We start from the raw sequence: 25,745 nt of genomic DNA, 5'->3' as shown, positions 1-25,745 counted from the left end.
TTCGGGTAAATACCGCGCGAACGCCCGGAGTTCCGTCGGATTTACCCGATTGGCGCGTGCGCCAGCGGCATGGAATTTGCTCCTTTCACCGCACCATGCGCATCCTTTTTTGTAACTACGAATATCCACCTCTGGGCGGCGGCGGCGGAGTGGTCATGGCCTCGCTCGCGCGGCACCTGGCGCGTCGCCATGAAGTGACAGTGCTCACTTCGCGCGCTGGCGATCTACTCTCCGAAGATCGCGATGGCGGCGTGCGCGTGTTGCGGGTCCCGGTGTTCTTTCGCCGCGAGCTGGCGGTGGCGAACTTCCCATCCATGGCTGCGTATCTGCCGACAGGATTTTTTCGCGGCCTGCGCTTCGGCAAGAGTGACTTCGACGTGATCAATACCCACTTCGTCGTCCCTACCGGCCCGCTCGGCCATGCGCTGGCGCGCTGGCGCAACGTGCCGAATGTTTTGTCGGTACACGGCGGCGATTTGTACGACCCCAGCAAGAGCAGCTCGCCGCATTTGCATGCGCCATTGCGGACCGCTGTGCGCTGGATGCTGCGCGCAGCAGATGATGTCGTCGGTCAATCGCACGATACGGTCCGTCACGTCAAAGAGCTTTACGGTGTACGCCGCCCGGTCGAGCTGATTCCACTCGGTATCGATCGACCGCCGCCGGTGAGCGCCGCGTCGCGCCAGGACCTGGGTCTGCCGCACGATGCCTTTGTCATGATTACCATCGGTCGGCTGGTGGCGCGCAAGGCAACGACACAACTCATCGACAATTTCGCCGCGAGCAATATTGCCAATGCGCATCTGGTCATCGTCGGCGATGGACCCGATGCGCCGGCTGTGGAGCAACGCGCCAGCCAACTCGGTATCCGCAATCGCGTGCACATGCTCGGCCAGGTTTCGGACGCAGAGAAGTATGCGGCGCTCTCCGTCGCCGATGCGTTCGTCACGGCCAGCCAGCACGAAGGCTTTGGTCTGGTGTTCCTGGAAGCCATGGCGTTTGGTCTGCCGGTGCTGTGCTACGACCGCGGCGGGCAGACAGACTTTCTGGCGACGGGCGAAACCGGCCACGTCGTCAAGCTCAACGATCGGGAGGCATTCGTACGCGCGCTGCTCGATCTACACCGGGATCGTGAAACCCGGGAGCGCCAGGGCCGGCACAACCGGCAGCTGGTCGAGAATTATTTCATCGACACCTGCGCGGCGCGCTACGAAGCCGTCTTCGAACGGGCGATCGACGGCTCGCGCCGTGCTGCCGGCAAGAAACAGCGCGGCTCGGTGAGCACGCTCGACGCCGCCTCGGATCAACCTCCAACCATTCACCGCTAATCACATGTGTGGAATAGCCGGCATCATCAATTCCGACCCGCGGCGTGAGCAGGCGCTCCAGCGCATGCTGGGTGCACTCGAGCATCGCGGCCCGGACGGCGAAGGCATGCATCACGATGCGGATGTGACGCTCGGGCATCGCCGGCTGTCCATCATCGACCTGGCCGGCGGACGCCAGCCGCTGTACAACGAGGACCGCTCGCTGGTGCTCGTTGCCAATGGCGAGATCTACAACTATCGCGAGCTGCGCACGCGCCTCGAACAGGACGGCCATCGCTTTGCGACGAACAGCGACTGCGAAGTCATTCTCGGGCTGTACGAGCGTCATGGCGAACAGCTGCTCGATCATTTGCGCGGCATGTTCGCGTTCGCCTTGTGGGATACCGGGCGCAAGCGATTGCTGATGGCGCGCGATCATCTGGGACAGAAGCCCCTGTTCTATAGCGTCAGCGACCAAGGCTTCGCGTTTGCCTCCGAGATCAAAGCGCTGCGCGCGCTGGATCGGCGCCGTCAGCGGATGAATCTCGCCGCGCTGGATCAATATCTGGCGCTGCGGTTGATCGATGCGCCGCTGACCATGTACGAGGGCATCAACAAGCTGCCGCCCGGACATTTGCTAACGTTCCAACCCGGCCGCGCTCCGCAGATCCGTCGCTATTGGCGCCTCCAGCAAAATCCCAAGCTCGCAGGTTCCGAGGAGCAGTTGCTCGACGAACTGCAGGCCAAGCTGCAACAGACGCTTCGACTGCACATGGAAAGCGATGTGCCGGTCGGCGCGTTCCTGAGCGGCGGCATGGATTCCAGCCTGCTGGTCGCGATGCTGTCGCGCGACCTGAAGGTGAAGAATCTGCCCACCTTCACCATGGGCCTGAAATATCAGCGCTTCGATGAAGCCCCCGCCGCTCGCGCCGTGGCCACTTTATTTGGCACCGAGCATCACGAAGAACGCGTGCAACCAGAGATTGCCGCGCATCTGCCCGATCTGGTGTGGGCGCTCGATGAGCCCTCGGATCCGCTGTCTCTGTGCACCTGGTTGCTGGCAAAGTTCACCCGACAGCATGTGAAGGTCGTCATTGGCGGCGACGGCGGCGATGAACTGTTCGGCGGCTACGATCGTTACTACGGCAATCTGTACGCCGCGCGATATGGCCGGCTGCCGGAAACCTTACGTCGCAAGCTGCTCGCGCCGGCGATGGCGATGATTCCCGAGTCCGGTTGGTACAAGAGCCTGGGCCATCAGTTGCGCTGGCTGCATCATCTGTCGTTCCATTCCGGCAGTGCGCGCTACGCGGCGAGCCTGAATTATTTCTATTTCGATCCCGCGCGCCGACGCCCGCTATATGCGCGCGACGTACAACATCACTGGTCGACTCTGGATGCAGAAGCAGCCATTCGTCGGCCCTTCGAGGAATCCGAAGGCGGCGATCTGGATCGTATGCTTTATGCCGACAGTCTGGTGCGGCTGCCAAATCATCCAGTGATGATCACCGACCGGATCTGCATGGCGCACGGGCTGGAAGCCCGCAGCCCGTTCATGGATCACGAGCTCGCGAGCTTCGCGGCACGACTACCGTCCTCCCTGAAGGTACGCGGCGGCACGTTGCGTTACATCCAGCGCAAGCTCGCGGCCCGGTATCTGCCAGCGGAAATTCTGGATCGTCCCAAGCAGGGTTTCTCCTCCGCCCTGCCCTATCTGCTGCAAACCGAATACACGCGCCTGTACCAGTCCTGCCTGAGGCAATCGCAGCTGGTACAGGATCGCGTGCTCGATCGCCAGGCGATCACGCAACTCGTCGACGAGCATCTCGCCAAGCGCGCGGATCACGGCAATCGACTGTGGCTGCTGATCAACGCGGAAATCTGGTATCGCATGTCCATCCTTGGCCAATCCCGCGAAGACCTGCGTCGCGAGCTGGCGGCCGACGAGCATGGTGCGCGTCGCGCCAGCTGAGCCAATCTCACAACGATGAAAACGTGGCTACGGATCATCGTCACGCTGCTGTTGTGCGCGTTGCTATTGATCTATGTCGTGGATCTGGGCGCGGTGCTCACCACGCTGCGCAATTGCGACCCGATGTGGACCGGCATCGCACTGCTCGCCTTTCTCATCGATCGCGTGCTGATGAGCTACAAGTGGGGCCTGCTGCTGGCGATTCGCGGCTACACCATCTCGCTCGCACACAAACTGATGGTCTACTGCAGCGCCATGATGTGGGGACTGGCGCTGCCCAGCACGGTCGGCGCCGACGGCATTCGAGTCATGCTCGTGCGCCGTTTCGGCGTGCGCGTCGATGACACGCTCGCGACGATTCTGGTCGAACGCGGTATTGGCTTCATCGTCGCGCTGCTGACCGCGGTGGCGAGCCTGATCCTGCTCCGCTCGATGCTGCCGCATGACGTGGTTTATGACTATGCGCTCGCGTTCGGTGTCGCTGGCCTGCTGGGCGCGCTCACCATTCTGGTATTTTCGTTTACCGACCATGCGTTGAACTCGGTGCTGCGACTCATTCCCTTGCGCTTCCGGGACAGCAAGGCGGTGCGCCTGCTCGAGCGCCTGCACGAAGCCTACGCGTCGCTCGCGTCGGATCGGCCGCGAATCGCCGCGTTCTCGGCGCTCACCCTGGTCGAGCACATCGCCGTGATCGTTTGTTACGGCCTGGTCGCGCGGGCGCTGGAAGTCCCGTTCAGTCCTGTGTTTATTTTCGCGGCTGTGCCGCTGGCCATTTTGGTATCGCGCCTGCCCATCTCCCTGGATGGCATCGGCGTCTATGAAGGCATTTTCATCGCTGTCATGGCTTTGGGTGGCGTCAAGCCCGCGGATGCGCTCGCTATCTCGCTGGCGGCCCGCGCCTTGCAAATCGTGGTCTGGTTTCCATGGTGGTTGATGCTCGCGGCCCGCACGGGGGTGCGTCCGCCGGTCGAACCGGTGGCGCCAGCGACTGAGACCTCGAACATTAGAACATCGACATGAATGCACACAGCTCAGCATTGACCGCCAAGCGTCCGCCTGGCGCGGAGAGTCCGTTACGCGCCGATCTACGGCGGCGTTATGCGATGACGTCGGGAAGCACACTAAAACGTGTGCTGGCATGCGCGCGTGCGCCAGGGGTGCATGCCGTGGTGGTATTGCGTTTCGGGCAATGGAGCCAGAGCCGACCCAGGCTGCTGCGCATCCTGTTCGATCCGCTCTACATGATTCTGGATTTTTTCGTGCAGGCGTTGTGGGGCATCGAAATTCCGCGCGGCGCGAAAGTGGGGCCGGGTCTGTACATCGGCCATCACGGCGGCATCACCGTGTCGTCGCTTGCGATCATCGGACGTGATTGCAATCTGTCGCAGAACATCACGATCGGCGTTTCCGGTGCCGGACCGAAACGGGGCGCGCCGACCATCGGCGACAATGTTTATATCGCGCCGGGCGCGCGCCTGTTCGGCAGGATCAGCATTGGCGACAACGTGAAGATCGGCGCGAACGCGGTGATTTACAGAGATCTGCCGGACAACGCCATTGCCGTGCTCGACCCCGGTTTCAAGATCATCTCCTATGCCGGCAACCAGCCGGTAAGCCCCGCCGAGGCGCAGCCGGAAGGTTGAAAACGACCGGCCCCAAAAGCAGCAGGCCCCAGGCCGATCCGGTCAGCCTGGGGCCGATTCCCCCTGAGCGCTTTGGATTCGAAAGTCAGCGCGCGTACGAGTAGTACGCGCCTTGGTCTTGCGCCTCGGATCGATTCAACACCACCCCCAGCAAATTCATTTCCTGCAGCAATGCCTTCGCGCTGCGCAAGGCATCGCGATTGGTGAAGCCTTCGCCGACCACGAGCAGCATGCCATCGACCTGCGGCGCAAACGCCAGCACGTCGTCCGAGGCGAGCACCGGCGGCATGTCGAATATCACGATCCGGCGCGGCATCTCTGCTTCCAGCGACTGGACCAGTTCGTCCATACGAGGCGAGGTGAGCATGTCCGACGCATTCGCGATCGACTGGAAGTTCGGCACGACGGCCAGTCGCTCCATCCCGGTGGGCGAATACACGATCTGCTCGAAGGTCGCGTCGCCGAGCAGATAATCCGCCAGGCCGCGTTCGCCGTGGCTGTTGGTGAGTCCCAGGTAACTGGCCACCTTCGGCCGCTGCAGATCCAGATCGACCACGAACACCCAGGTGTTCGAATCGTACGCCAGCGCCGCTGCCAGATTGATGGCTGTCAGCGTCTTGCCTTCGCCCGGCGTCGCACCGGTCACGGCGAACGACTGCCACTGATTGGCCTCCAGCCGGCGCAGCACACGTGTGCGCAGGATCTTGTAGGCGCGCAGCGCTGCCGGGTCGGTCATCCCAGAGATGACGTTGTTGTCGTCCAGCACGCCGCGATCCAGCGTCACAGGCTGAAAGCGCCGTACGTTCGCCGTCTCCGTGGCGGGAGGCGGCACGCGTCGCAGCCGGGGACGGCCGGTGGCCCCCTGCTCAGGCGGCGCAGGACGTTGATAGCGTTCCGCGGTCTTGCGCACTGCCTCTTCGATAATGCTCATTTGCGTGCTCTCGTGACTTTCAGTTCAACCATGCTTCGGATCAGGCAACAAATCTAACGATGACCGCGAATGCGAGGATGGCGACAGTCGCCGCAGCCGTAGCAGCATACGCTGGCGCTCCGCTCTTGTGCCTCTTGGTATGGGGATGTTTGATGAGGGGCACCGCGGTCAATGGCGCAACGCCGAGAATGTCCTGAATATCCCGTGCGCCCCGCACTGTTGCATCGAGCAACTGCGCCAGAATCACCGACGTGAGCGAGGCAATCGTCGCCAGCACCAACGCGATGATGGCGATGGCGATGCGCGCCGGCTTGGCCGGCTCCTCGGGCATCTTCGGCGATGACTTCACCTGGAACTTATCGGCGGTGCCGCCGGCAATGGCAGCTTCGCTCACTTCCGCATCCATCTGGCGCTTCAGCAACTCGTCGTACTTGGCGCGCGCGCTCGCGAGATCGCGCGTCACGGCTTGATAATCGCGCTCGACTTCCGGCGCCGCGACGACACGACCTTCCAGGCCGCTCAACTTGGTACGAAGGTCCATCGCCCGCGCCTGCAATGCCGCCAGCTGCGTATCGGTAGCATTCAATTGCGTCTGCAACTGCATTGCCATCGGCGAATCGGCGGCCGGGGCATCAGCGGTCTCGCCGGAAGCGATGCGGGCCTCCAGCGACTGGATCGTGCGCTGGGATCCGCTGCACGTTCCGGGATTGATCTTTTCGCTATAGCGCTGACGGGTTTTTTTCGGCCAAGAAATTGGAAACGCTGGGTTCTGCAAACTGCGACTTTCAACGACTGGCCGGCGCCCGAGCCGCCCGCCTTCAATTTGATTCGATCTGCCGCCGCAGCATGATCAGATCGGGATGGCTCTGGTCGTATTGAACGCTTCTGCGGGCATAGTCGGCTTCGAGCGCGCTCAGGTTCGCGCCATCGGGGCTGGCCGCGCGTGCCTGCGCCAACTGTGAGACGAGAAACACGCGCTCACGTCGCAATGCCTGCATTTGCGACTCGACGTTCTGGATCTCGTTTTCGGTCCGATCCATGACGTTCAGATTCATCTCGTTGAGCTCGGGCAGCTTGCCGGCATTCTTTTGTTTGAAATCGGACAGCTTGGCTTCCAGCCCCGCCACATGCGTACGCACGCGCTCGGCTTCGCTCGCAAAGAACTTCGCTCGGCCGCCGGCCTGGCGCTGCCGATCGTTGCGATTCTGCTCGAGGAACGCGTTGACCAACCATTCCGCGCCCTGCTGTGCGCGCTGCGGCTCTTTGTTGTCGTAGGCGACGCTGAATGCCGTCACGACGTCGCGCTCGCGACCCGTGTTGGGATCGAGAATCGGCACGGTCACGATGTCGACCTTGATGTCACCTCGCAGCGTCTTGATTGCGCCGGCCGGATCATCGGCCTGATCGTCGTAGAGCTGATGCTCGGCCAGTAGCTTGGCCAGGGTGCGATCGCTCAACACCACCGTACTCAGGCTGCGAACGTACTGGTCGGCATACGGCGACTCTTCCGGATCCTGCGCCAGCGCGTTCGGATTTTGTCTGACCGCCTGTGCGCCCTCGATCTCGATCTGGCCTTCCGAGCGATACACATCGGGCAAGGCCAGCGCCAGCGCCGCGCCGATGGCGATGATGGGCAAGCCCACCAGCAGCAGCAGCTTGCGACGACGACGCAGAATGCCCAGGTAATCGCCGAAGCCGGCGCTCTCCGGCTCGGGGCCGGGATAACCGGGATAAGAAGAGGGAGGCGTCTGTAGATGGCTCGGGGTTACTGACATGGCGCTGCTTCGAGGTAATGACTGGCCGTTGCTTTACTGAGCGCGTTTCGGTTCGTACACGATGCCGAACAAAAGGGTGTTGGAGTCGGCGTCCGTAGGTTCGTCTGCGTATTCCTGCCACCGGTAGTTGTAGGTGCCCACCAGCGACCACTGCCGCATCCAACGCCACTCGAACCCCAACTCGCCGGTCGCATATTTGCGCGTGGGGTAAGAGCCTTCCTGAGTTTCCTCATCCCGGGACAGGCGGGCACCCGCGCGTATGGCAAAGCGTGGCGAAACGTCGTGTTTCAACCTCAGACGCAACTGATAACGCTCCACCACAGTTCCCGCAGAGATTGGCCCCACCGAGCGAGTGAGGTCCAGGAACCAGTCATTGCGTTGCGTCGACCACTGACCGCCCGCACCAGCGATGATGTTGCTGTCGCTCGGACCGTTCTCCGGGCTGGTTTGCTGCGCGCCGAGGCGAATGTAGGCGCGTGTGTTCTCAGAGGACTGTGTATTCCATTCAAACTCGCCGCCATACGCATCGGTTTTGATGCTTGTTTCGTACTGAAACCCAAGGGCGCGAACGTACAGCGTCGAGCGCTCCGAGGTGTTGAAGCCGAGGGCCGCGCCCGCGCCGAATTCGCTGAAATCCTCTTGCGCGTTCGGCACATCATTATTGAAATTTGCTTGCATGTAGTGCGCACTCAGCTCCATGCGATAGCGCTGCGACAAGTCATAAGCAAACGACGGCTCGATGCGGAGGAACTCGCGGCGGTTGCGAGTTACTACACGACCCGAGTCGCCCTGGTTCGGCTCACCCAGCCCACCGCCTTCGGCCGCGTTCGGCAACTCGCTGCGCACCACGTCCTCTTCGGAGAACAGCAGCGGCACCTCGATACGCCGGCGCGGAGTCACATCGGAAAAGCCGGCGGTGAGGAAATAATTGGTCGCGTCCTCGGTCCTTTCGTTCGGGAAGTAGGTTGCATTGATCCGTGGCGTGATCTCGAAGTTGGTGCGCGGATCGACGGTGCGAAATGTCGCAGCGACATCGGCCTCCGCGCCCGACACCTCGATCTCAGCGCCTGGCAAGGAAAGGCGATAGTTATCGCTGAATCGATACCCGCCCGCCACCCGTGGCGCAATTTCCCAGTTGGCTGCGCTGACAGTGCACGCGGCCAGCGCCATCGGCAGACCGACCCAGTAGCGCCTGAGCGAACGATTACGGCACAACAACGACATCTCCCGCGATCAGATCGATGTTTGTTTCCAGACGCTTGCCGCGCACGACTTCGGGATAACGGAACGCCATCGCGGTTTGTTTCTCGCCCTGGCCACGCAGCACGATGATGTCGTTGCTGGCGGCAAACGGCGTCATGCCACCGGCCATACTCAGCGCCTGCATGATGTTGACGCTGGGATTGACGATGAACTCGCCCGGCTTGTTCACCTGCCCGAGCACGAAGATCTTGTTGCCTCGGATCTCCTGCACCGACACGGTCACCACCGCACCGGAGATGTATTTGGTGAGACGCTCGGCCACCAGCTTGTTGAGGTCCGCGATCGACTTGCCGCGCGCATCGACCTCACCTACCAGCGGAAACGAAAAAGCGCCGTCCGGCCGCACCAGCACCTGACGTTGCAGGTCCGGCTCCTTCCACACCGAAATTTCCAAGGTGTCGCCGGGCTTGACGACATATGACGCCTGTTGCGCGTGCGCGGCCTGCAGGCCCAGCACGCACATCACCAGCATCGCCCATACCCCTCGCATTCTCGTCATCGAATCTGCTCCTATCGAACCCGAAAGCCGAGCTCATAAGTTACGTGCTTGTTACGTTGGCCTGTCCTTTGCAGGTCACGTGCCAACGAAGCAACGTGTCGTTGGATGGCGGCACCGCGGCGTGGATACAAAGGTTTGGCGCCGCGTTGTCACTACGACCATGGAATGGCGAGCATGTGAGAGGAGTTCCTGCACATACGGCTTGCGATGAGCGGCACGCCGAGGCGGGGAAAGGTTGTAAGAACGTCGGGAAATACAGGATGACTGGTGCAAAAGTTACAACTGAACTAGAGCCGAAGTTGCTAGCCGCTGAGGCGCAGCAGACGCCGCGTCCGCGGCTTTCTGTCATCGTGCCCCTGTACAACGAGCAGGAGAGCATTCGCCCGCTCTACGCGGCTATCGTGCAGGCGCTGGGCGATATCGGCTGCACGTTCGAAATGGTATTCGTCGATGACGGCAGCCGCGATGAAACGGCCGAGATCGCCCGCCAGATCGCCCGCTTCGATTCCCGCGTGCGGCTGGTGAAATTCCGGCGCAACTACGGCCAGACGCCAGCGATGGCGGCGGGCATCGAGCATGCGCGCGGCGAAATCCTGGTCACCATGGATGGCGATCTGCAGAACGATCCGGCCGACATCAAGCATCTACTCGAGCAGATCGAGGCCGGCTTCGACATCGTGGTGGGCTGGCGGCACCACCGGCAAGACCACTTGATCACACGCAAGATTCCTTCGCGCATTGCCAATGTTTTGATCGGTAAAGTCACTGGCGTGCCGATCCGTGACAATGGCTGCTCGCTGAAAGCGTTTCGCGCCGAGCTGATCAAAAGCATTCCGCTGTACTCGGAGATGCATCGGTTCATTCCGGCCATGGCATCGATCGCCGGACCGCGTGTCGCGCAGATCCGTGTACGGCATCACGCGCGCCGCTACGGCCAATCCAAATACGGCCTGTCGCGCATTTACAAGGTGCTGCTGGATCTGATGGTCATCAAGACCGTCACCACGTTCGCGTCGCGTCCGTTGCGTTGGTTCGCATTGCTTTCAATACCGCTGTTCCTGGGCTCGTTTGCAATGTTGGCGCACACGTTCATGACGCTAATCACCAATCGTGCGCAACTGTCGCTACCGCTGGCGGGCACCGGAATTATTTTTTTGGCGTCAGGCACGATCCTTTTGTGCAGTGGCGCGTTAGCTGAGCTGATCTATTCGCGCGGCGACATCCGCGACAACGAGTTTTTCAGACTGACACAAACCGTGCAGCGCCATCGTGGCGATGTTTCCAAGGCGCGACCCACGCAACCAGTGACGACCATCTCATGAGCACTCAGCCTCTGACACCTTCACTGCCGTCGATCTCTGTCATCGTGCCCGTATGCGGGCGACGCGCGGAGCTGCGGCCTCTGTATGCGCAATACAAAGCCGGCATCGAAGCCGTCGGCCTGCCGTTCGAATTCATCTTCGTCATCGACGGCAATCGCACCGATGCCAGCCGTGCGCTGGACGAACTGCTGAGCGATGGCGAGGACCTCACGGTCGTCAGCCTGACGCGCAGCTTCGGCGAAGCCGCGGCGTTGATGGCGGGCTTCGAGCGCGCCCAAGGCAGCGTGATCGTCACCTTGCCGGCCTATCATCAGATCGAGCCGCAGGATATTCCCAAGCTGGTCGCAGCGCTGGGCTCCTCGGACATGGCGATTGGCTATCGCTCACCCCGCTACGGCAACATGTTCGATCGCATGCGTCGCAGCGCTTTCCATGGGCTGGTGAATTTTGTCACTGGCGCCCGGCTGCAGGATCTCGGCTGCGGTGCCCGCGCCATGCGCCGTCAGGTGTTCGAAGAAATGGATTTGTACGGCGATCAGCATCGCTTCATGGCCATCCTCGCGACGCGCCTCGGCTTCCGCGTCAGCGAAGTTGGCATGCGCCAGTCGCCGAAAGACCGGCTGCAGCGCGTGTATCGGCCGAAGGAGTACGCACACCATGTGCTCGATCTGTTCAGCATTTTCTTCCTGGTGCGCTTCACCAAGCGGCCGCTGCGGTTCTTCGGCATGCTGGGGGCCGCAACGTTCGGCATCGGTGCGGTAATCATCGCGTTTCTGAGCGTAGAACGTCTGTTCTTTGGCGAGAAACTCGCGGACCGACCGGCGCTGCTACTGGGCGCGCTGCTGGTCGTGCTGGGCATGCAGGTGTTCGCGCTCGGCCTGCTGGGCGAGCTGATCATCTTCACTCATGCACGCGGCATGAAGGACTATCGGGTGCAGGAAGTGATTCAGTACCCGGATCAGAATCCCGGCACTGTGACTTCATCCGTGGAAGTCACCGACGTGGAGCCGGGCGAAGGTCGCAACAGCGAAATCCGGCATACCGCGCCACCCGCAATGACAGCTTGAGCTTGCGAGGACGCGCCGGGAAGCTCCGGCGCGTCGACCGCGGGCAGTCCCGTAGCGATGGTGAGCTGCACGTCGTTCAACACTGCAGGCGGCAACTGACTGGCCTCGGCCGTCGAGTAGATCATCGTCACTTCCGACAAGCGGCGAATCGCGTTGGCGGCTTGCGTCCCGGTCAGGAAATGCTGGGCATGATGAATCAATATGCAGTGGGGCCGGCCGGCGCGATCGTGCAAGGCCTGCAGTTGTAACAGCAATGCGTCGACGAACACCGGACGCGTCTCGGGCGGCAGAGCCGCGAGATTGATCTCGATGCTGTGAGTCGGCGCCTCGAGCGCCCTCAGCACATCGGTCAGCCTGGGCGCGTCGTGGGCATCACCCCAACTGCTCATGTCGACATACGTGGCGCGCGGCGATGCGACGGGGACATTCCGATCCGCGCCGATCACACAGCATTGGTAGTCCTGCTGCATCAGTTGCTCCAGCAGGCGATTGCAGATCAAGGTGCGGGCCGTTTCATCCGGCCCGCTGACCAGCACCGAGTCCTGACAGGGCGACAGCAGGACATCGCGTTGATCTTCGCCTTTACCCAGCACGAGCCTGCGCCTGGGCACGGAGGACGCCAGATCCGTCGCGATCAGCTCACGCGACAGCTCGAGAAAGCCGTCGCAGTATTCGCCTTCAGTGACGCGATCCGCCGCCTGCTTGATCGACTCGGCCGCATTGTTCACGACCACCGCATGCTCGGCTGAGGCCAGCAACGGCAGATCGTTCTGAGCGTTGCCGATGGCGACCAGATTGTGACGTGAAACCCCCAGCTGCCGCAGCGCTTCGTTCATGCCCGACGCTTTGTCGATGCCCGGCGGCAGAATCAGCAGCGTGTCATCGTTGGTCACCAGCTCGTAGTCCATGTGCAGCTTGAGCTTGCGCAAGGCCTCACGTGCCGCATCGAAATACTTCGCGGCCGTGCTGATGATCGAGCTGCCGACCGCAAGCGGCGTGACCTGGCGGCGGCGCAACTCCTGCAGCAGGATCTCCGGCGGCGCCTGGCCGAGAATTTCGGATTGTCGGGTCGCCGTTCGATGCAGCACCCCGCCGTTCTCGGCAACGATGTAATCGAACAGGCGGGCTTCGGGAAAGATCTCCAGCAAGCGCCGCAACTCGCGGCCGGTCACCAGAATCAATTTGCGGCCGGTCGCCGACAACTCGCGCAACGCGTCGATGCAACGCTCGTCGCAACGCCCATCGCGCGCCAGCGTTCCATCAAAGCCTGCGGCTAGCACCACGTATCGCATCGCGTCTCGTCTTTGTCGGGCGCCCGGAACTGTCCGTTCCCTGGCGCCATGGTCTCAGGTGAACAGCGTTTCATAGGCCGCGAGCAGCCGCGGCACCTCATGCTCCCAGGCGAGCGCATTCTTGACCCGCTCGCGGCCCCACTCACCCATCTGTTTGCGGCGGGGCTCATCGTCCAGCAACGTCACGATCTGCTGCGCCATGTCGATGGGATCGTTGCGCTTGGCGTACAACGAGGCCTGCTGCGCCGACACGCGCCCTTCGGTCAGGTCGTACTGAACGATGGGTTTGCCCAGTGCCATGTACTCCATGATCTTGTTCATGGTGGACTTGTCGTTCATCTCGTTGGCGACATCGGGATTCACGCACACGTCCGCCGTGTTGAGCATGGCGAGCAGTTCGGCATCGGGTACCCGACCGGTGAAAGTCACGTAATCGGCGATCTGCAGCTGCTCGGCGAGCTTGCGCATCGCGTCCAGCTCGGTGCCGCCGCCCACCAGGCCGAAATGAATATCGGTGCGTCCCATCTCATGCACGATGTGCTGTACCGCGGTCAGCAGGCCATCGATGCCTTCCTGACGGCCCATCACGCCCACATAACCTACCAGATACTTGCGGCCTCGTTTCAGCGCCGGCTGCGGCGGCAATACCTTCAGGCGCCGCAGGTCCGGGCCACTGCGCACCACGAACACCTTGCCCGGCTGCTGGCCGCCCCGCTCGATCGCGATCTTCTTGTACGACTCGTTGGTGGCCACGCACACGTCGGCGGTGCGAAAGGTCCAGCGCTCCAGCGCCAGCATCAGCTTGTAGAACACATCCCGCCGCTGGAACTTCGCCTCGTACAGCTCGGGATTGATGTCGTGATGATCGAACAGGAACTTCTTGCCAAACAGCTTGTAGAAAGCGCCGATCAAAAAAATCATGTCGGGCGGATTGCAGCCGTGGATCACATCGAAGCCGCGGCCGAAACAGATCTTCAGCGACAGCAGGAATTCGGCCGCCAGCGCCCAGCTGTATTCCAGCGCATAACCGAGCGCGCCATCGGCCTCGAACGGCATGGAGTGTCGATAGATCGCCACGCCATCGAGCTCCTCGAAGCTCTGCTCGTAGCCCTTGCCCTTGGGGCAAATGATCGACACCTGATAGCCGTGCGCCTGCAACGTGCGAGCCTCCTGCCATACGCGCCGATCGAACGGCAGCGGCAGGTTCTCGACGATGATCAATACACGGCGGCGTCTGGCAACGGCGACGTCGGCGCTCATGACCCGGGTCTGTTCTTCGGCATTCGACATGACCCGCTACCAGCACACGCCTTGATAGGTCGCCTGATAGCTGTCGCGATCCGGCAGCAGGGCGATATCCAGCAACATCTGCTCGGGCCGGTTATGGGCGCGCAACGCTGCCAGCACTTCGGGAGTTTTCATTGCCACGATCAGCACGTCGGAGTCGCGCACCAGCGCATCCAGATCGGTGGTCATCAGCGAGGCGATGTGCGGAATGCTTTCTTCGATGAAACGCCGGTTCGCGCCGATCAGCCGGGCTACGTTGACCTGCGGATCGAAAATACACAGCGGCAGGCCCTTGCCGATGAAACGCTCGGCCATGACCACCATGGGACTCTCACGCAGGTCGTCGGTGCCGGACTTGAAGCTCAGGCCGATCATGCCGACCGAGCGGCGCCCGCTCGCCAGCACGCGCTCCACCGCATGGTCGATGTGCGCGGCGTTGCTCGGCAGCAAGCTGTTCAACATGGGCAGATCGACGTCGTTGTTCTTGGCCAGGTACAGCAAGGCTTTCAGATCCTTGGGCAGGCACGAGCCGCCAAAAGCGAAGCCGGGCCGCAGATACGCCGAGGAGATGTTGAGCTGCCGATCCATGCACAGCAGCTTCATCACCTCATGCGGATCGACGCCGGCCGACTGTGAGACGCGGCCAATCTCGTTGGCGAACGTCACTTTCAAGGCATGGAAGGCATTGCATGCGTACTTGAGCATTTCCGCCGTACGCACCGTGGTGTGCACGAACTCGCACGGCAGGTGCCCGAAAACGCCGCGTAATGCTGTCACGGCGTACGGATCCTCCGCACCTACGACCGTCAACGGCGGATTGTCGTAGTCGTTGATCGATGTGCCTTCGCGCAGGAACTCCGGCTGGAAGCACAGGCTGAAATCGCGTCCTGCCTGCAGGCCCGAGGCTGCTTCGATCGCGGGCTTGATTACTTCATCGAGCGTGCCAGGCTTGACGGTCGAGCGAATCACGATGATGTGCCGTGTGCTCTTCTCCGGCAGCACTGCGCCGATCTGTTCGGCGATGCGTGTGATCGCAGCCAGATCCTGATTGCCATTCTGGCGTGCCGGCGTGCCTACACACACGAATGAAATATCTGTCGCGAGAATGGCGTCGCGTACCGAGTCGGTCACGCTCACCGTGCCGCCACGCATCACTGCGCGCGTCAGTTCCTGGATGCCCGTCTCGACAATGGGAGCCTGACCCCGACGCAGCAGCTCGAGCTTGCCCGGATCGATGTCGACACCAAACATTTCATGACCATCGCGCGCCAGGCACGCCAGCGACACGGCACCGACGTAGCCCAGGCCAAAGATACTGATTCGACGCGGCGAGCCCGGTGCGACGTCTTCCTCCTGAGCGTTCTCCCGTAGCCAACCACGGCGAGCACGCGCGTCTGCGCTCACGCTATCGATCTGCAACGCCATCATTCGTCTCCGTGTTGAAAGTACCGACCGACGCTCAGCGGAGTCGGTCGGTTCCCAGAAGAATGGCAAGTTCTATGCCGCCGTTCCCTGCATCGCAGTGAGAATTTTCAGCGACTCTCCCGATGACGCTCCGAACGCGGAAAAGCCTGGGTTTTACGGCATCTGCGGCGTCAACTGCATCGACACCGAAAATTTCCTACTTTTACAGCGCGGAAAAAACCTTATTACAAAGGAACTCGGGTGGCGCTTGAAGAATTTGCATCTCACTAATCGATCACAACTCCTGTCGACCTTTATTGTTGTCGACCTTCATTGGGGAGAGTTTACAAAGTGGACGCACCGATCACGCTGCACGAGAACGGCCTCGGCAACCTCCTCGGGCGCTCGCCTGCCATGCATCAAGTCTTCGGTCTGATCAAGCGCGTGGCGCCGACCGAAGCCACCGTCATGATCATGGGTGAAAGCGGCGTCGGCAAAGAGTTGGTCGCCGAGTGCATTCACAACTTGAGCAATCGCGCACAGGGCCCGCTGGTGGCGATCAACTGCGGTTCCATTCCCGCATCGTTGATCGAAGCCGAATTGTTTGGTTACGAGAAAGGCAGCTTCACCGGTGCCTCTCGCTCGCACGCCGGCGTGTTCGAACGCGCCACCGGCGGCACCTTGTTCCTCGACGAGGTCACGGAGATGCCGCTGGACATGCAGACGCGCCTGTTACGCGTGCTGGAGACTGGACGTTTCTATCGCGTCGGCGGCACGCAGGAGATCAAGACCGACATTCGCGTCGTCGCGGCAACCAACCGCAACGTCACCGAAGCGGTCGCCAATCGTCAGCTGCGCGAAGATCTGATGTATCGACTGGCAGTGTTCCCGTTGCACATCCCGCCATTGCGGGAGCGCCCGGGCGACGTGCCGCTGCTGGCAAAGCACTTCCTGAGCACGCTGAATCGCGGCAGCGAAGTGAGCAAATCTTTCTCACCGTCGTTCCTGGACGCGCTCGCCTCGCGCCGCTGGGCCGGCAACGTGCGTGAATTGAAGAACGCCGTGGAGCGCAGCTTCATTCTCGCCGACGAGGTGTTGGATGTTGATCTGTCCGTCACCATGCCCGCCCATGCTCCGGAGCCGATGGAAGCGGCGCGTCCCGCAGGCGTGCACGTTCCGCTCGGCTCCCGCCTGGATGAAGCCGAGCGCTCGCTGATCGAAGTCACTTTGGATTACTGCGAAGGCGACAAGCGTCGCGCCGCCGCTGTGCTCGGCTGCAGCCTCAAGACGCTTTACAACAAGTTGAACAGCTACGCACGGGAGCGCGCCGAAAGCGAGCAGAGCAGCCTGAGCCGTCACATGCCAGGCGTGGCCGCCAGCGTGCCCATGGTGGCAAATTGATCTTTTCGAGTTGAGACCAGCGCCAGATCCTCACCTGGCAGACCGCCATCGGCCCTCTCGACAGAGGGCCGATGTTTTATGCGCGATCGAGTAAGTTTGTAATCAGCCGGCGGCGGCAGGTGCGAGCACGACGATGCGGTCGCGGCTGGAGACGACGGAACCGCCCGGCTTCTCGATGGTGACGGCGAACATCGCAGGCTTGTTGATCTGCAGCTTGGCGGTGATGGGAATGATCACCTCCGACTGTCCCGGCGGCACATCGAACACGCCGCCATCGACCGGATAGCGCTCATCGCGCGTGCCGTCGAAGATCCACAGCTGATATTGCATCTCATCGGAATTGTTGGCCTGCAGGCCACGAAAACGCAGATAGCCATTTTGGGTGCGCTGATCCCACACCACATCGCCAGTGACGCCACTCGCCACGGGATCTTGCGTGGTCTGCCAGGTCCGCTGCATCACGCCTGCCTGAGCGAGCAGATCCTGACGCTCCTGTTCCAACGTGCTGGCAATCGGAGGTTCAACCCCTTCGCCCGTCTGCAATCGGGGCCACCAGCCCGCCAGAGCGATCAACACGCTGGCGGCAGCTGCGAACCAACCGACCCTGCCACCCAATGAAGACGACTTACGCGAGGCCGGCGCCTTCTGTACCGGCGGTGCGCTGGCGGCCGGTGCCGCGGTGGTCGAACGAGAACGACCTGCGATGCTGATGACTCGCGGCTGCGAAGCACTCTGACGAGTCGACGGCGGCATCGAAGCTGCCACTGTATCCGCCTGCGCCATCAAGCGCTCGCGCAAGCTGTACGGCATTTCTTCGTGCTCGTGATTCTCCACATCACCGGCGAGCAACAATGAAGCGGCGGTGTACTCGAATCGACCGGCGTCCACATATTTCTCTTCGGAGAGCAACTGCTTCAGCTCGGCGCGCTCGGAAGAATTCAGGCCGTCCACGGCCCGCTGCACCAGCAGCTCCACCAGCCTCGGGTTCTGCATGACTGAGTTGCTCATGAGCGCACCCCATCGGAGGCAGCGTTCTGAATACCCATCAACTCACGCACTTGAATCAATCCTCGCCGCATCATGGTTTTCACTGTACCCAGCGGCATTTGCAGCACATCGGCAATTTCCGAATGACTCAACCCTTGCAGGATCCCAAGTTCCAGCACCTGCCTTTGTTCCGGCCGTAATTGCATCACCGCGCGCGCCGCCGCCGAGGCCTCGGCGCACACCTCGGCGCTGTTGCCTGGATCGGCAAAACCCAGCGAATCGATGTCGTCGGTGGATTCGGTGCGCGCCTGATGCGCGGCCCGGCGCATGCGATCGATCAAACGGCGCCGCGCGATGGTGGCAACGAAGACTTTCTCCGAACCCTGGTTGGGATCGAACCGGCCAGCGCTGCGCCAGACATCCGTGAAAATCTCCTGCACGGCGTCCTCAGCATCGGCGCGTGTACGCGTCAGGCGTCGGGCGATAGACCAGATGAGACTGCCGAACTGATCGATGCACTCGTGCACGGCACGCGCATCTCCTTGTGCGACTCGAGCGAGTACTGAGTCCGTCATTCGCGGGCGGCTCTGAGCTGATGTGGTTCGCGTCGCATCGTCATTCGTTAGTGCGATTAGCGAAGAGTAAGGAGCCGGAAGTATAGCGGAGACTGTCACTTCAGTTCGCCAGCCCATGAATAAAGGTGAATAGATGGTTCGGGGATACTCGCAACGGCTTATTCGCGAACACGGTCTGGATAGGATTCATTGGTCGTCGCGTCCGCCAACTCGATCACATTTTTGCGCGCAGGTTCAGTTTCGACGGACTGCTGGGGCGATGTCATTTGAGCTTGTAGTGCCGCCGAAAGGATCCTAGACTCTTTACCAGACGTTTGTCTGGTATCGCCCTGGCCAGGGCTCCCCGCACTGACCGCTATGTCCGACCTCACCCGCAAGCAATTGGAAGTATTGGCTTTTATCCGCCGCTTCATGGAAAGCGACGGATTGCCGCCGACGCGTGGGGAAATCGCCGAGGGGCTGGGGCTGAAGAATCGCCAGGGCATCGACCAGCATTTGCGCGCGCTCGAAAGCAAGGGCGCGATCGAATTGGTCCCGGGGATTTCACGGGGCATTCGCGTGCGTGAGGAATTCGCCGCCGCGCCTGCGGACCTGGCGCCATCGCTCTCCAGATCGCCATCGAGCTTGCCGCTGTTGGGGCGAATCGCCGCCGGCGCGCCGATTCTGGCGACCTCTCATATAGAAGAGCATGTCACCGTCGATGCTTCGCTGTTCAAGCCGCACGCCGATTTCTTACTGAGAGTCCGCGGCGACAGCATGAAGGACGCCGACATCCTCGATCACGACCTGCTTGCGGTTCATCAAACATCGCAAGTCCGCAGCGGCCAGATCGTGGTCGCGCGCCTGGTCGATGAGGACGAGGCGACGGTGAAGTACTACCAGCGACAAGGTCACATCGTGCGGCTGGAACCCGCGAACGCGGCGTACCGGCCCATCGAGATCGATTTGCGTGAACAGGAATTGTCCATTGAAGGACTGGCGGTCGGGGTGATTCGCACCTCGCTGTCTCGTGTTCGATGAACTGGAGGAGCGAAACATGGACCAAGAGAAATTAAAGTGGCGCATCCGTCATGAGTGCGTCTCGTGCTGAAACTTTAGAGCAGCTGGCTCGCCTGTGCCGTAATGGCCGCGAAGGCTCGCCGCCGCGCGTCGAGCCCAGCGGCGCGGCCAGTCTCGATGCGGTGCTGCCCGGCGGCGGCTGGCAATCGGGCACCATCGTCGAGTTGATGCCGATGAGCGATGGCATCGGTGAGCTGCGCTTGCTGATGCCGGCACTGGCGAAGATCACGCAGAGTGAGCGCCACGTGGCCATGATCGCGCCGCCTTATATTCCGTTCGCTCCAGCCCTGCTTCGCCATGGGCTGCGGCTGGAGCATTTTTGGATCATTCGCGCCCAGAGCGCCGCCGATATTCTGTGGTCTGCCGAACAAACCTTGCGCTGTAAATCTTTTGGCGCGGTGCTGGCGTGGCCCTCGGCGATTCGCGATCGTGAAGTGCGGCGGCTGCAGCTCGCGGCGGAAGCTGGCAGCAGCATCGGGTTTGTTTACCGACACCCCAGTGCGGCTCGTGAATCCTCACCCGCCGCGGTCCGGCTGCGCTTGCAAGCCGATGTCACCGGACAATTGAGTATCGATGTCGTCAAATGTCGGGGCGCGCGTGCCGGCATGTCCGTGGGCATCGCTCCTGCGCTGGCCAATGCTTGAGTGTGACTTCCCATGCTCTGGCTTTGTATCACCCTACCCCAGTTGCCTCTCGAGGCTTTGCAATGTGAGCAAGGCGAGCGCCCCACGGTAGTCACCGTCTTGGAAGGCAACGTGCGCTCGGTCGTTTGCTGCAATCCAGCCGCCGAGCGGGTCGGCTTGAAGCCGGCGATGAATTTCACGACTGCGCTGGCGATCCTGCCCGAGGTGATCGCCATGGAACGCCGGCTCACTGCCGAGCAGGCCGCGCTGGAGCGTCTGGCGACGTGGGCTTATCAATTCAGCGGCACGGTGATTCTCGGCGAGCTATTCGCCGACCTGCAGCGCGCGCGAACCACGGCCTTGTGGCTGGAAATCGGCGCGAGCCTGCGTTTGTTCGGCGGCTTCCGCAAACTCATCGAACAATTGGAAACCGAGCTGGGCAAGCTGTCCTATAGCTATCAACTGGGTATCGCACCGACCCTGGAAGGCGCAGCACTGCTGGCTCGCACGGGAGTACGCGTCGCCATCACGACAGTGACTGCCCTCCGCACCCGCATCGAGAATATTTCTGTGAACTGGCTGAATCTGGATCCCTGGATTCCTCAGCAGTTGCAGACCGTCGGCATCCGCACCGTCGGCCTGCTGGTGGCGTTGCCTCGCGATGGCGTAGCAAAACGCTTCGGACCCGAGGTGTGCAACTCTCTGGACCGCCTCACCGGTGCCGCACCCGATCCTCGCCCCACTTATCGACTGCCGGCGAAATATCATGCGCGTTGCGAATTCGACGCAGAAGTTCACAGCACCGAAGCGCTGCTGTTTCCTTTGCGACGCATGCTGCGTGAGTTCGTCGGTTTTCTGCGTGCGCGCGACACGGGAGTTCAGAAGTTCACATTGCGCTTCGTGCATCGCGATGCCGTCGCGACCGGCATCAATATCGGCCTATCGATGCCCGATCGCAGCAGCGAACGTTTTCTCACCTTGGCGCGGGAGCGGCTCGAACATACGGCGCTACCTTCGGGATCGGTAGCCCTGGAGCTGTCGGCCGAAGAGTTCGTCATGCCCACCGGGCTCAATGTCGACATGCTCAGCGGCGCGACCGAGCAAAGCGAGGAGCTCGGTTACACCATCGACCGCATCGTCGCCCGTCTGGGAGAAAATCAGGTTCACGGCGTCAAAGCAGTCGCCGAGCATCGTCCGGAGGACAGCTGGGCCACAGCAGCCCCCGAAGACCGGCGTCAACCTCTGGATTTCCCCGACCGGCCGTTGTGGCTGCTGCCCGAGCCCAAGCCTCTGCAACTCAGTGGCATGCCAGCACTGACTGGCGCGGAGCGCATCGAAAGCGGCTGGTGGGATGGCGGCGATATCCGGCGCGATTACTTCATCGCACGCACTCAGCAAGGCGCCGCGCTGTGGGTCTTCAAAGACCTGCGTGACGGCAGCTGGCATCTGCATGGGTTCTGGTCATGAGCTCGTACGCGGAGCTTCATTGCGTCAGCAACTTCTCGTTCCTGCGCGGGGCGTCGCATCCGGGCGAGCTGGTTCATGAAGCTCATAACCTCGGCTATTCAGCGCTCGCTCTGACGGATGAATGCTCGGTGGCCGGCGTGGTGCGCGCGCTCGAAGCAGCCGAGGACTGCGGCTTGAAACTGATCGTCGGCGCCGAGTTTCGTTGTCACAACGATCTGCATCTGGTGCTGCTCGCACCGTCACAGCGGGCCTATGCCCAAATCTGCGGACTCATCACCCGTGGCCGGATCGAATCGACCAAGGGCACCTACGATCTGAGTCGCGGCGATTTTGAAAAGGATTTGAGCGAGTGCCTGGCCTTGTGGATTGCGCCCCGTGGCGCACGGCCTTCCGAAGCGCGCTGGCTGCGTGAATACTTTCCTGAGCGCAGCTGGATCGCGGTCGAGATGTTGCGTCGGCCGGACGATGCGCACCACCTGGCAGCCATGCGTCGATTGGGCGAGTCGTTCGGTTTGCCGTTGGTGGCCAGCGGTGACGTGCATATGCATGTGGCATCCCGACGCGCCTTGCAGGACACGATGGCCGCGATCCGCCATGGCTGCACTATAGCCGATGCCGGGCATCGACTGTTTCCCAACGGCGAACGTCACCTGCGGTCACGCGACGTGCTGACGGAGCTCTATCCAGCCGAACTGCTTCAGGAAACGTTGAGAATTGCGGAACGGTGTGAGTTCTCGTTACGCAGCCTGCAATACAACTACCCGAACGAAATCGTTCCGCCGCAGCTCACCGCCACTCAACATTTGCGCAACCTGACCGAGCTCGGCATCCAGCGACGCTGGCCTCGCGGCGAGCCCAAGTCGGTTCGAGCGATCATCGAAAAAGAGCTGGCGCTGATCCAGCGCAAGCGCTACGAGCATTTCTTCCTGACCGTACACGAGATCACCGAGTGGGCACGCTCGGATCTGGCCGATGACGGCACGCAGAAGAAGCCCATCCTGTGCCAGGGCCGCGGCTCGGCAGCGAACTCCATCGTTTGTTATGCGCTAGGCATCACCGAGGTCAACCCGGAAGACATCAGTGTGTTGTTCGAGCGCTTCCTGAGCGATGAGCGCGACGAGCCGCCCGATATCGACGTGGACTTCGAGCACGAGCGCCGCGAGGAGGTCATCCAGCACGTTTTCAGAAAATACGGCCGCGCGCGCGCCGCCATCGCCGCCACCGTCATCACTTATCAATCCCGCAGTGCCATTCGCGATGTGGGCAAGGCATTGGGCCTGAGCGAAGATGTGGTCGGGCGACTCGCCAAATCGCATGCCTGGTGGGACAACTGGGAGCGCCTGTACGCGAACATCAAAGCGCAGGGCATGCACGTCGACGAAATGGTCATGCGACGTCTATGCATCCTGGTGAGGGAGCTGGTGAGTTTCCCGCGACACCTGTCGCAGCACGTCGGCGGTTTCGTGATCGCCGAGGAGCCCATCAGCGAGCTGGTGCCGATCGAGAACGCCGCCATGCCCGAGCGCACCATCATTCAATGGGACAAGAACGATCTGGAGGAACTCGGGCTGTTGAAAGTCGACGTGCTGGCGCTCGGCATGCTGACGGCTATGCGCAAGACGTTCGAGCTGCTCGCAACGGCCAAAACCGGACCTGTCTCGATGAATCAGATCGAGCGCGACGATGAACCGACTTACGACATGATCTGCCGCGCCGACACGGTCGGTGTATTCCAGATCGAATCGCGCGCGCAGATGAGCATGTTGCCGCGGCTGAAGCCGAGGACCTATTACGACCTGGTGATCGAGATCGCCATCGTGCGCCCCGGCCCGATCAAAGGAGGGATGGTGCATCCGTATCTGCAACGGCGCTCCATGAAAGATGAGGACATCCCATACGCCAGCGAGAAATTGCGACCGGTGCTGGCCAAGACGCGCGGCGTGCCGATCTTCCAGGAGCAAGTGATGCAGATCGCCATCGTCGCCGCGAACTTCACGCCCGGCGAGGCCGATCAATTGCGGCGTGCGATGGGGGCCTGGCAGCGCAGCGGCAAGATGAGCATGTACCGCGAGAAACTGATGAGCGGCATGCTCAAGAACGGCTACACGCCCGACTTCGCCGAGCAGATCTACAAGCAGATCGAAGGCTTCGGCGAATATGGCTTCCCCGAATCGCACTCCGCCTCCTTCGCGCTGCTGACGTACTTCTCGAGCTGGCTGAAGTGTCATCGACCGGCGGCATTCATCGCCGGACTGATCAATAGTCAGCCGATGGGCTTCTACCAGCCGGCGCAGCTGCTCGAACAGGCCAAGCGGCAGCAAGTGAAAGTCCTGCCCGTCGATGTCACCGAGAGCGACTACGACTGCACGCTCGAGCCCGATGGCACGCGCGTGCTTGCCGATGGCAGCAACGGTCCCTGGTTTGCGATTCGCCTGGGCATGCGACTGATCAAGGGCCTGCGCATGGACGACGCGATGAATATCGTCGCCGCGCGCACAGTCGCGCCTTTCACTTCAATAGAAGATGTGGCTCATCGCGCTGAATTGAAATCGCGCGCTGCCAAGGCGCTCGCCACGAGCGGCGCGTTCCGAAGTTTGAGCGAGCATCGCAATCAAGCGTTCTGGAGTGCATTGGGAATCGAGAATCTGCCGGGAGCGTTGGCAGGACATGCGGCTGCGGAAACATCGCCGCAGTTGCCGATCCCCACGGAGTGGGAAGAGATTCAGCGCGATTATCGACAGATGGGGCTGAGCACAGGACGGCATCCGATGGCGGTACTGCGGCCGAAGCTGCGCGCGTCAGGAATTGCGACCCGTCGCGAGCTCGACTCGATGCGCAACGGGCGAACGGTGCGCGTGGGGGGCTTGGTCACTCATCTCCAACATCCGCAAACCGCGAATGGTGTGATCTTCGCCTCGCTGGAAGACGAGACCGGCATCAACAACATCATCATCTGGCCGTCGATCTTCGAGCTGTATCGACAACGCATCCTGCAGTCGAACTTCATGGTCGTGACCGGGGAGCTGCAGAGCGCGGAATCGGTCGTGCACGTGGTGGCGACCGAAGTGGAAGACTATTCCCACTGGGTGAGAACGTTGCCGCGCAAGTCGCGCGACTTCCACTAAGAAAAAGCTAACCGAGGAAATTTAGCTGGCGGCGCGCAGCTGATTGAAATGCTCGGCGGCCATGTCCTTGCGGAGGACTTTGACGGCTTCGGCACGCTGGCGCTTGGATGCATTCACGGCGGTCTTGGCCACCTTCACATCGATGACCTGAGCTTTGACGAGCCGACGGCGAGCGATTGTGTTCATGTTCAACCCCTGATTACTGAGCAGCAATTGGTCGGTTGTTGTAGCGATTACAAAAGCAAAAATTCATGAGCAAAAAGCCCCGCCGGATTACTCCGGCGGGGCTTCCGCTTCATTTAAGAGCCTGGCAGTGACCTACTCTTGCATGCCCGAAGGGCACACTACCATCGGCGCAAAGCATTTTCACTTCCGAGTTCGATATGGGATCGGGTGGTTCCTGCTCGCTATTGCCGCCAGGCAAACTGGCTCACGTCGCAGTCGATTGCTGTGTTTCAAGCGCTCGCCTGCAGTGAATTCGGTAAGTTGTTTTGACAACATTTCGACTCAGCGACCGATTCTTATGAATCGATGTCACATTGAGTATCAACATGATTGCTTCATAAAGCACCCAAGCTGATTGGGTGTTATATGGTCAAGCCTCACGGGCAATTAGTACTGGTTAGCTCAATGCATTACTGCACTTACACACCCAGCCTATCAACGTCGTAGTCTGCGACGGCCCTTTAGGGGAATCAAGTTCCCAGGGAAACCTAATCTTGGGGGGGGCTTCGCGCTTAGATGCT

The 25,745-nt window shown here is 61.4% G+C and carries 22 protein-coding genes and 2 rRNA genes; 11 read left to right on the top strand and 13 right to left on the bottom strand.

What is annotated here, in order from left to right:
• The first annotated feature begins 95 nt into the window (after nucleotides 1–95).
• Genes D0550_RS10410 through D0550_RS10395 form a run of 4 tightly spaced genes read left to right on the top strand, consistent with a single transcriptional unit; the run spans nucleotide 96 to nucleotide 4,922 of the window.
• Nucleotides 96–1,328 carry a glycosyltransferase family 4 protein gene (locus D0550_RS10410; protein ID WP_275129232.1) on the top strand — a complete coding sequence of 411 codons (1,233 nt, stop codon included), beginning with the start codon at nucleotides 96–98 and terminating at the stop codon, nucleotides 1,326–1,328.
• Nucleotides 1,329–1,332: 4 nt separating this feature from the next.
• On the top strand, nucleotides 1,333–3,279 hold the full coding sequence (gene asnB / locus D0550_RS10405; protein ID WP_116809123.1) for an asparagine synthase (glutamine-hydrolyzing): 1,947 nt from the start codon (nucleotides 1,333–1,335) through the stop codon (nucleotides 3,277–3,279).
• A 15-nt stretch (nucleotides 3,280–3,294) separates the two neighbouring features.
• A complete protein-coding gene (locus D0550_RS10400; protein ID WP_116809122.1) occupies nucleotides 3,295–4,299 on the top strand; it encodes a lysylphosphatidylglycerol synthase transmembrane domain-containing protein in 1,005 nt (334 codons plus the stop codon).
• Complete coding sequence (locus D0550_RS10395; protein ID WP_116809121.1) at nucleotides 4,296–4,922, top strand: serine O-acetyltransferase; 627 nt, start codon at nucleotides 4,296–4,298, stop codon at nucleotides 4,920–4,922. The genes D0550_RS10400 and D0550_RS10395 overlap by 4 nt, the downstream gene beginning before the upstream one ends.
• An 85-nt stretch (nucleotides 4,923–5,007) precedes the next feature.
• Here D0550_RS10395 and D0550_RS10390 read toward each other — a convergent pair whose 3' ends face one another.
• From D0550_RS10390 to D0550_RS10370, 5 genes are all read right to left on the bottom strand, one after another.
• Nucleotides 5,008–5,853 carry a CpsD/CapB family tyrosine-protein kinase gene (locus tag D0550_RS10390; RefSeq protein ID WP_116809120.1) on the bottom strand — a complete coding sequence of 282 codons (846 nt, stop codon included), beginning with the start codon at nucleotides 5,851–5,853 and terminating at the stop codon, nucleotides 5,008–5,010.
• A gap of 40 nt (nucleotides 5,854–5,893) precedes the next feature.
• The gene (locus D0550_RS10385; RefSeq protein ID WP_153067106.1) at nucleotides 5,894–6,463 is read right to left on the bottom strand and encodes a hypothetical protein; all 570 of its coding nucleotides are present in this window, start codon (nucleotides 6,461–6,463) and stop codon (nucleotides 5,894–5,896) included.
• Nucleotides 6,464–6,671: 208 nt separating this feature from the next.
• Nucleotides 6,672–7,628 (bottom strand): Wzz/FepE/Etk N-terminal domain-containing protein, encoded by a 957-nt coding sequence (locus D0550_RS10380; protein WP_116809118.1) that lies wholly within the window; start codon nucleotides 7,626–7,628, stop codon nucleotides 6,672–6,674.
• 33 nt (nucleotides 7,629–7,661) lie between these two features.
• Entirely contained in the window at nucleotides 7,662–8,843 is a 1,182-nt protein-coding gene (locus tag D0550_RS10375; RefSeq protein WP_153067105.1) for a hypothetical protein, read from the bottom strand.
• A complete protein-coding gene (locus D0550_RS10370) occupies nucleotides 8,833–9,390 on the bottom strand; it encodes a polysaccharide biosynthesis/export family protein (RefSeq protein ID WP_206606193.1) in 558 nt (185 codons plus the stop codon). The genes D0550_RS10375 and D0550_RS10370 overlap by 11 nt, the downstream gene beginning before the upstream one ends.
• A gap of 260 nt (nucleotides 9,391–9,650) precedes the next feature.
• Between D0550_RS10370 and D0550_RS10365 the strand changes: the two genes are divergently transcribed.
• Together D0550_RS10365 and D0550_RS10360 are read left to right on the top strand one after the other, a co-directional pair.
• Nucleotides 9,651–10,712: a glycosyltransferase family 2 protein gene (locus D0550_RS10365; RefSeq protein WP_116809115.1), complete on the top strand. Its 1,062-nt coding sequence runs from the start codon at nucleotides 9,651–9,653 to the stop codon at nucleotides 10,710–10,712.
• Nucleotides 10,709–11,779, top strand: coding sequence for a glycosyltransferase (locus tag D0550_RS10360; RefSeq protein WP_116809114.1), 1,071 nt, complete (start codon nucleotides 10,709–10,711; stop codon nucleotides 11,777–11,779). Before D0550_RS10365 ends, D0550_RS10360 begins: the two co-directional genes overlap by 4 nt.
• Here D0550_RS10360 and D0550_RS10355 read toward each other — a convergent pair.
• From D0550_RS10355 to D0550_RS10345, 3 genes are read right to left on the bottom strand one after another with little or no spacing between them, the layout of a single operon-like run.
• Entirely contained in the window at nucleotides 11,671–13,071 is a 1,401-nt protein-coding gene (locus D0550_RS10355) for an HAD family hydrolase (RefSeq protein ID WP_116809113.1), read from the bottom strand. The genes D0550_RS10360 and D0550_RS10355 overlap by 109 nt on opposite strands.
• Nucleotides 13,072–13,125: 54 nt before the next feature.
• Nucleotides 13,126–14,361 carry a glycosyltransferase family 4 protein gene (locus D0550_RS10350; protein ID WP_206606192.1) on the bottom strand — a complete coding sequence of 412 codons (1,236 nt, stop codon included), beginning with the start codon at nucleotides 14,359–14,361 and terminating at the stop codon, nucleotides 13,126–13,128.
• A gap of 6 nt (nucleotides 14,362–14,367) precedes the next feature.
• The gene (locus tag D0550_RS10345; protein ID WP_206606191.1) at nucleotides 14,368–15,786 is read right to left on the bottom strand and encodes a nucleotide sugar dehydrogenase; all 1,419 of its coding nucleotides are present in this window, start codon (nucleotides 15,784–15,786) and stop codon (nucleotides 14,368–14,370) included.
• 327 nt (nucleotides 15,787–16,113) lie between these two features.
• On the opposite strand from D0550_RS10345, the gene D0550_RS10340 reads away from it, so the two are divergent.
• Complete coding sequence (locus D0550_RS10340; protein ID WP_116809112.1) at nucleotides 16,114–17,163, top strand: sigma-54 interaction domain-containing protein; 1,050 nt, start codon at nucleotides 16,114–16,116, stop codon at nucleotides 17,161–17,163.
• Between the two features lie 102 nt (nucleotides 17,164–17,265).
• On the opposite strand, the gene D0550_RS10335 is transcribed toward D0550_RS10340, so the two are convergent.
• Nucleotides 17,266–18,171, bottom strand: coding sequence for an anti-sigma factor (locus tag D0550_RS10335; RefSeq protein WP_116809111.1), 906 nt, complete (start codon nucleotides 18,169–18,171; stop codon nucleotides 17,266–17,268).
• Nucleotides 18,168–18,725: an RNA polymerase sigma factor gene (locus D0550_RS10330; RefSeq protein ID WP_116809110.1), complete on the bottom strand. Its 558-nt coding sequence runs from the start codon at nucleotides 18,723–18,725 to the stop codon at nucleotides 18,168–18,170. Before D0550_RS10330 ends, D0550_RS10335 begins: the two co-directional genes overlap by 4 nt.
• A 357-nt stretch (nucleotides 18,726–19,082) precedes the next feature.
• Here D0550_RS10330 and lexA point away from each other — a divergent pair, with 357 nt between their 5' ends.
• From lexA to D0550_RS10310, 4 genes are read left to right on the top strand one after another with little or no spacing between them, the layout of a single operon-like run.
• Nucleotides 19,083–19,745 (top strand): transcriptional repressor LexA, encoded by a 663-nt coding sequence (gene lexA / locus D0550_RS10325; RefSeq protein ID WP_116809109.1) that lies wholly within the window; start codon nucleotides 19,083–19,085, stop codon nucleotides 19,743–19,745.
• 50 nt (nucleotides 19,746–19,795) lie between these two features.
• Entirely contained in the window at nucleotides 19,796–20,428 is a 633-nt protein-coding gene (gene imuA, locus D0550_RS10320; RefSeq protein WP_116809108.1) for a translesion DNA synthesis-associated protein ImuA, read from the top strand.
• Nucleotides 20,429–20,440: 12 nt separating this feature from the next.
• Entirely contained in the window at nucleotides 20,441–21,874 is a 1,434-nt protein-coding gene (locus tag D0550_RS10315) for a Y-family DNA polymerase (protein ID WP_116809107.1), read from the top strand.
• Nucleotides 21,871–24,999, top strand: coding sequence for an error-prone DNA polymerase (locus D0550_RS10310; protein WP_116809106.1), 3,129 nt, complete (start codon nucleotides 21,871–21,873; stop codon nucleotides 24,997–24,999). The genes D0550_RS10315 and D0550_RS10310 overlap by 4 nt, the downstream gene beginning before the upstream one ends.
• 21 nt (nucleotides 25,000–25,020) lie before the next feature.
• Here D0550_RS10310 and D0550_RS34865 read toward each other — a convergent pair whose 3' ends face one another.
• The 3 genes from D0550_RS34865 to D0550_RS10295 form a co-directional block, all read right to left on the bottom strand.
• Nucleotides 25,021–25,185 (bottom strand): hypothetical protein, encoded by a 165-nt coding sequence (locus tag D0550_RS34865; RefSeq protein ID WP_161965750.1) that lies wholly within the window; start codon nucleotides 25,183–25,185, stop codon nucleotides 25,021–25,023.
• 119 nt (nucleotides 25,186–25,304) lie between these two features.
• Nucleotides 25,305–25,420 (bottom strand): 5S ribosomal RNA (gene rrf, locus D0550_RS10300).
• 170 nt (nucleotides 25,421–25,590) lie between these two features.
• Nucleotides 25,591–25,745: ribosomal RNA gene (locus D0550_RS10295) — 23S ribosomal RNA — on the bottom strand; the annotation flags it as partial.

It is taken from the genome of Steroidobacter cummioxidans (assembly GCF_003104955.1).
The sequence above is the reverse complement of the archived record's forward strand: the minus strand, read 5'-3'. Positions and strand labels throughout refer to the sequence as shown.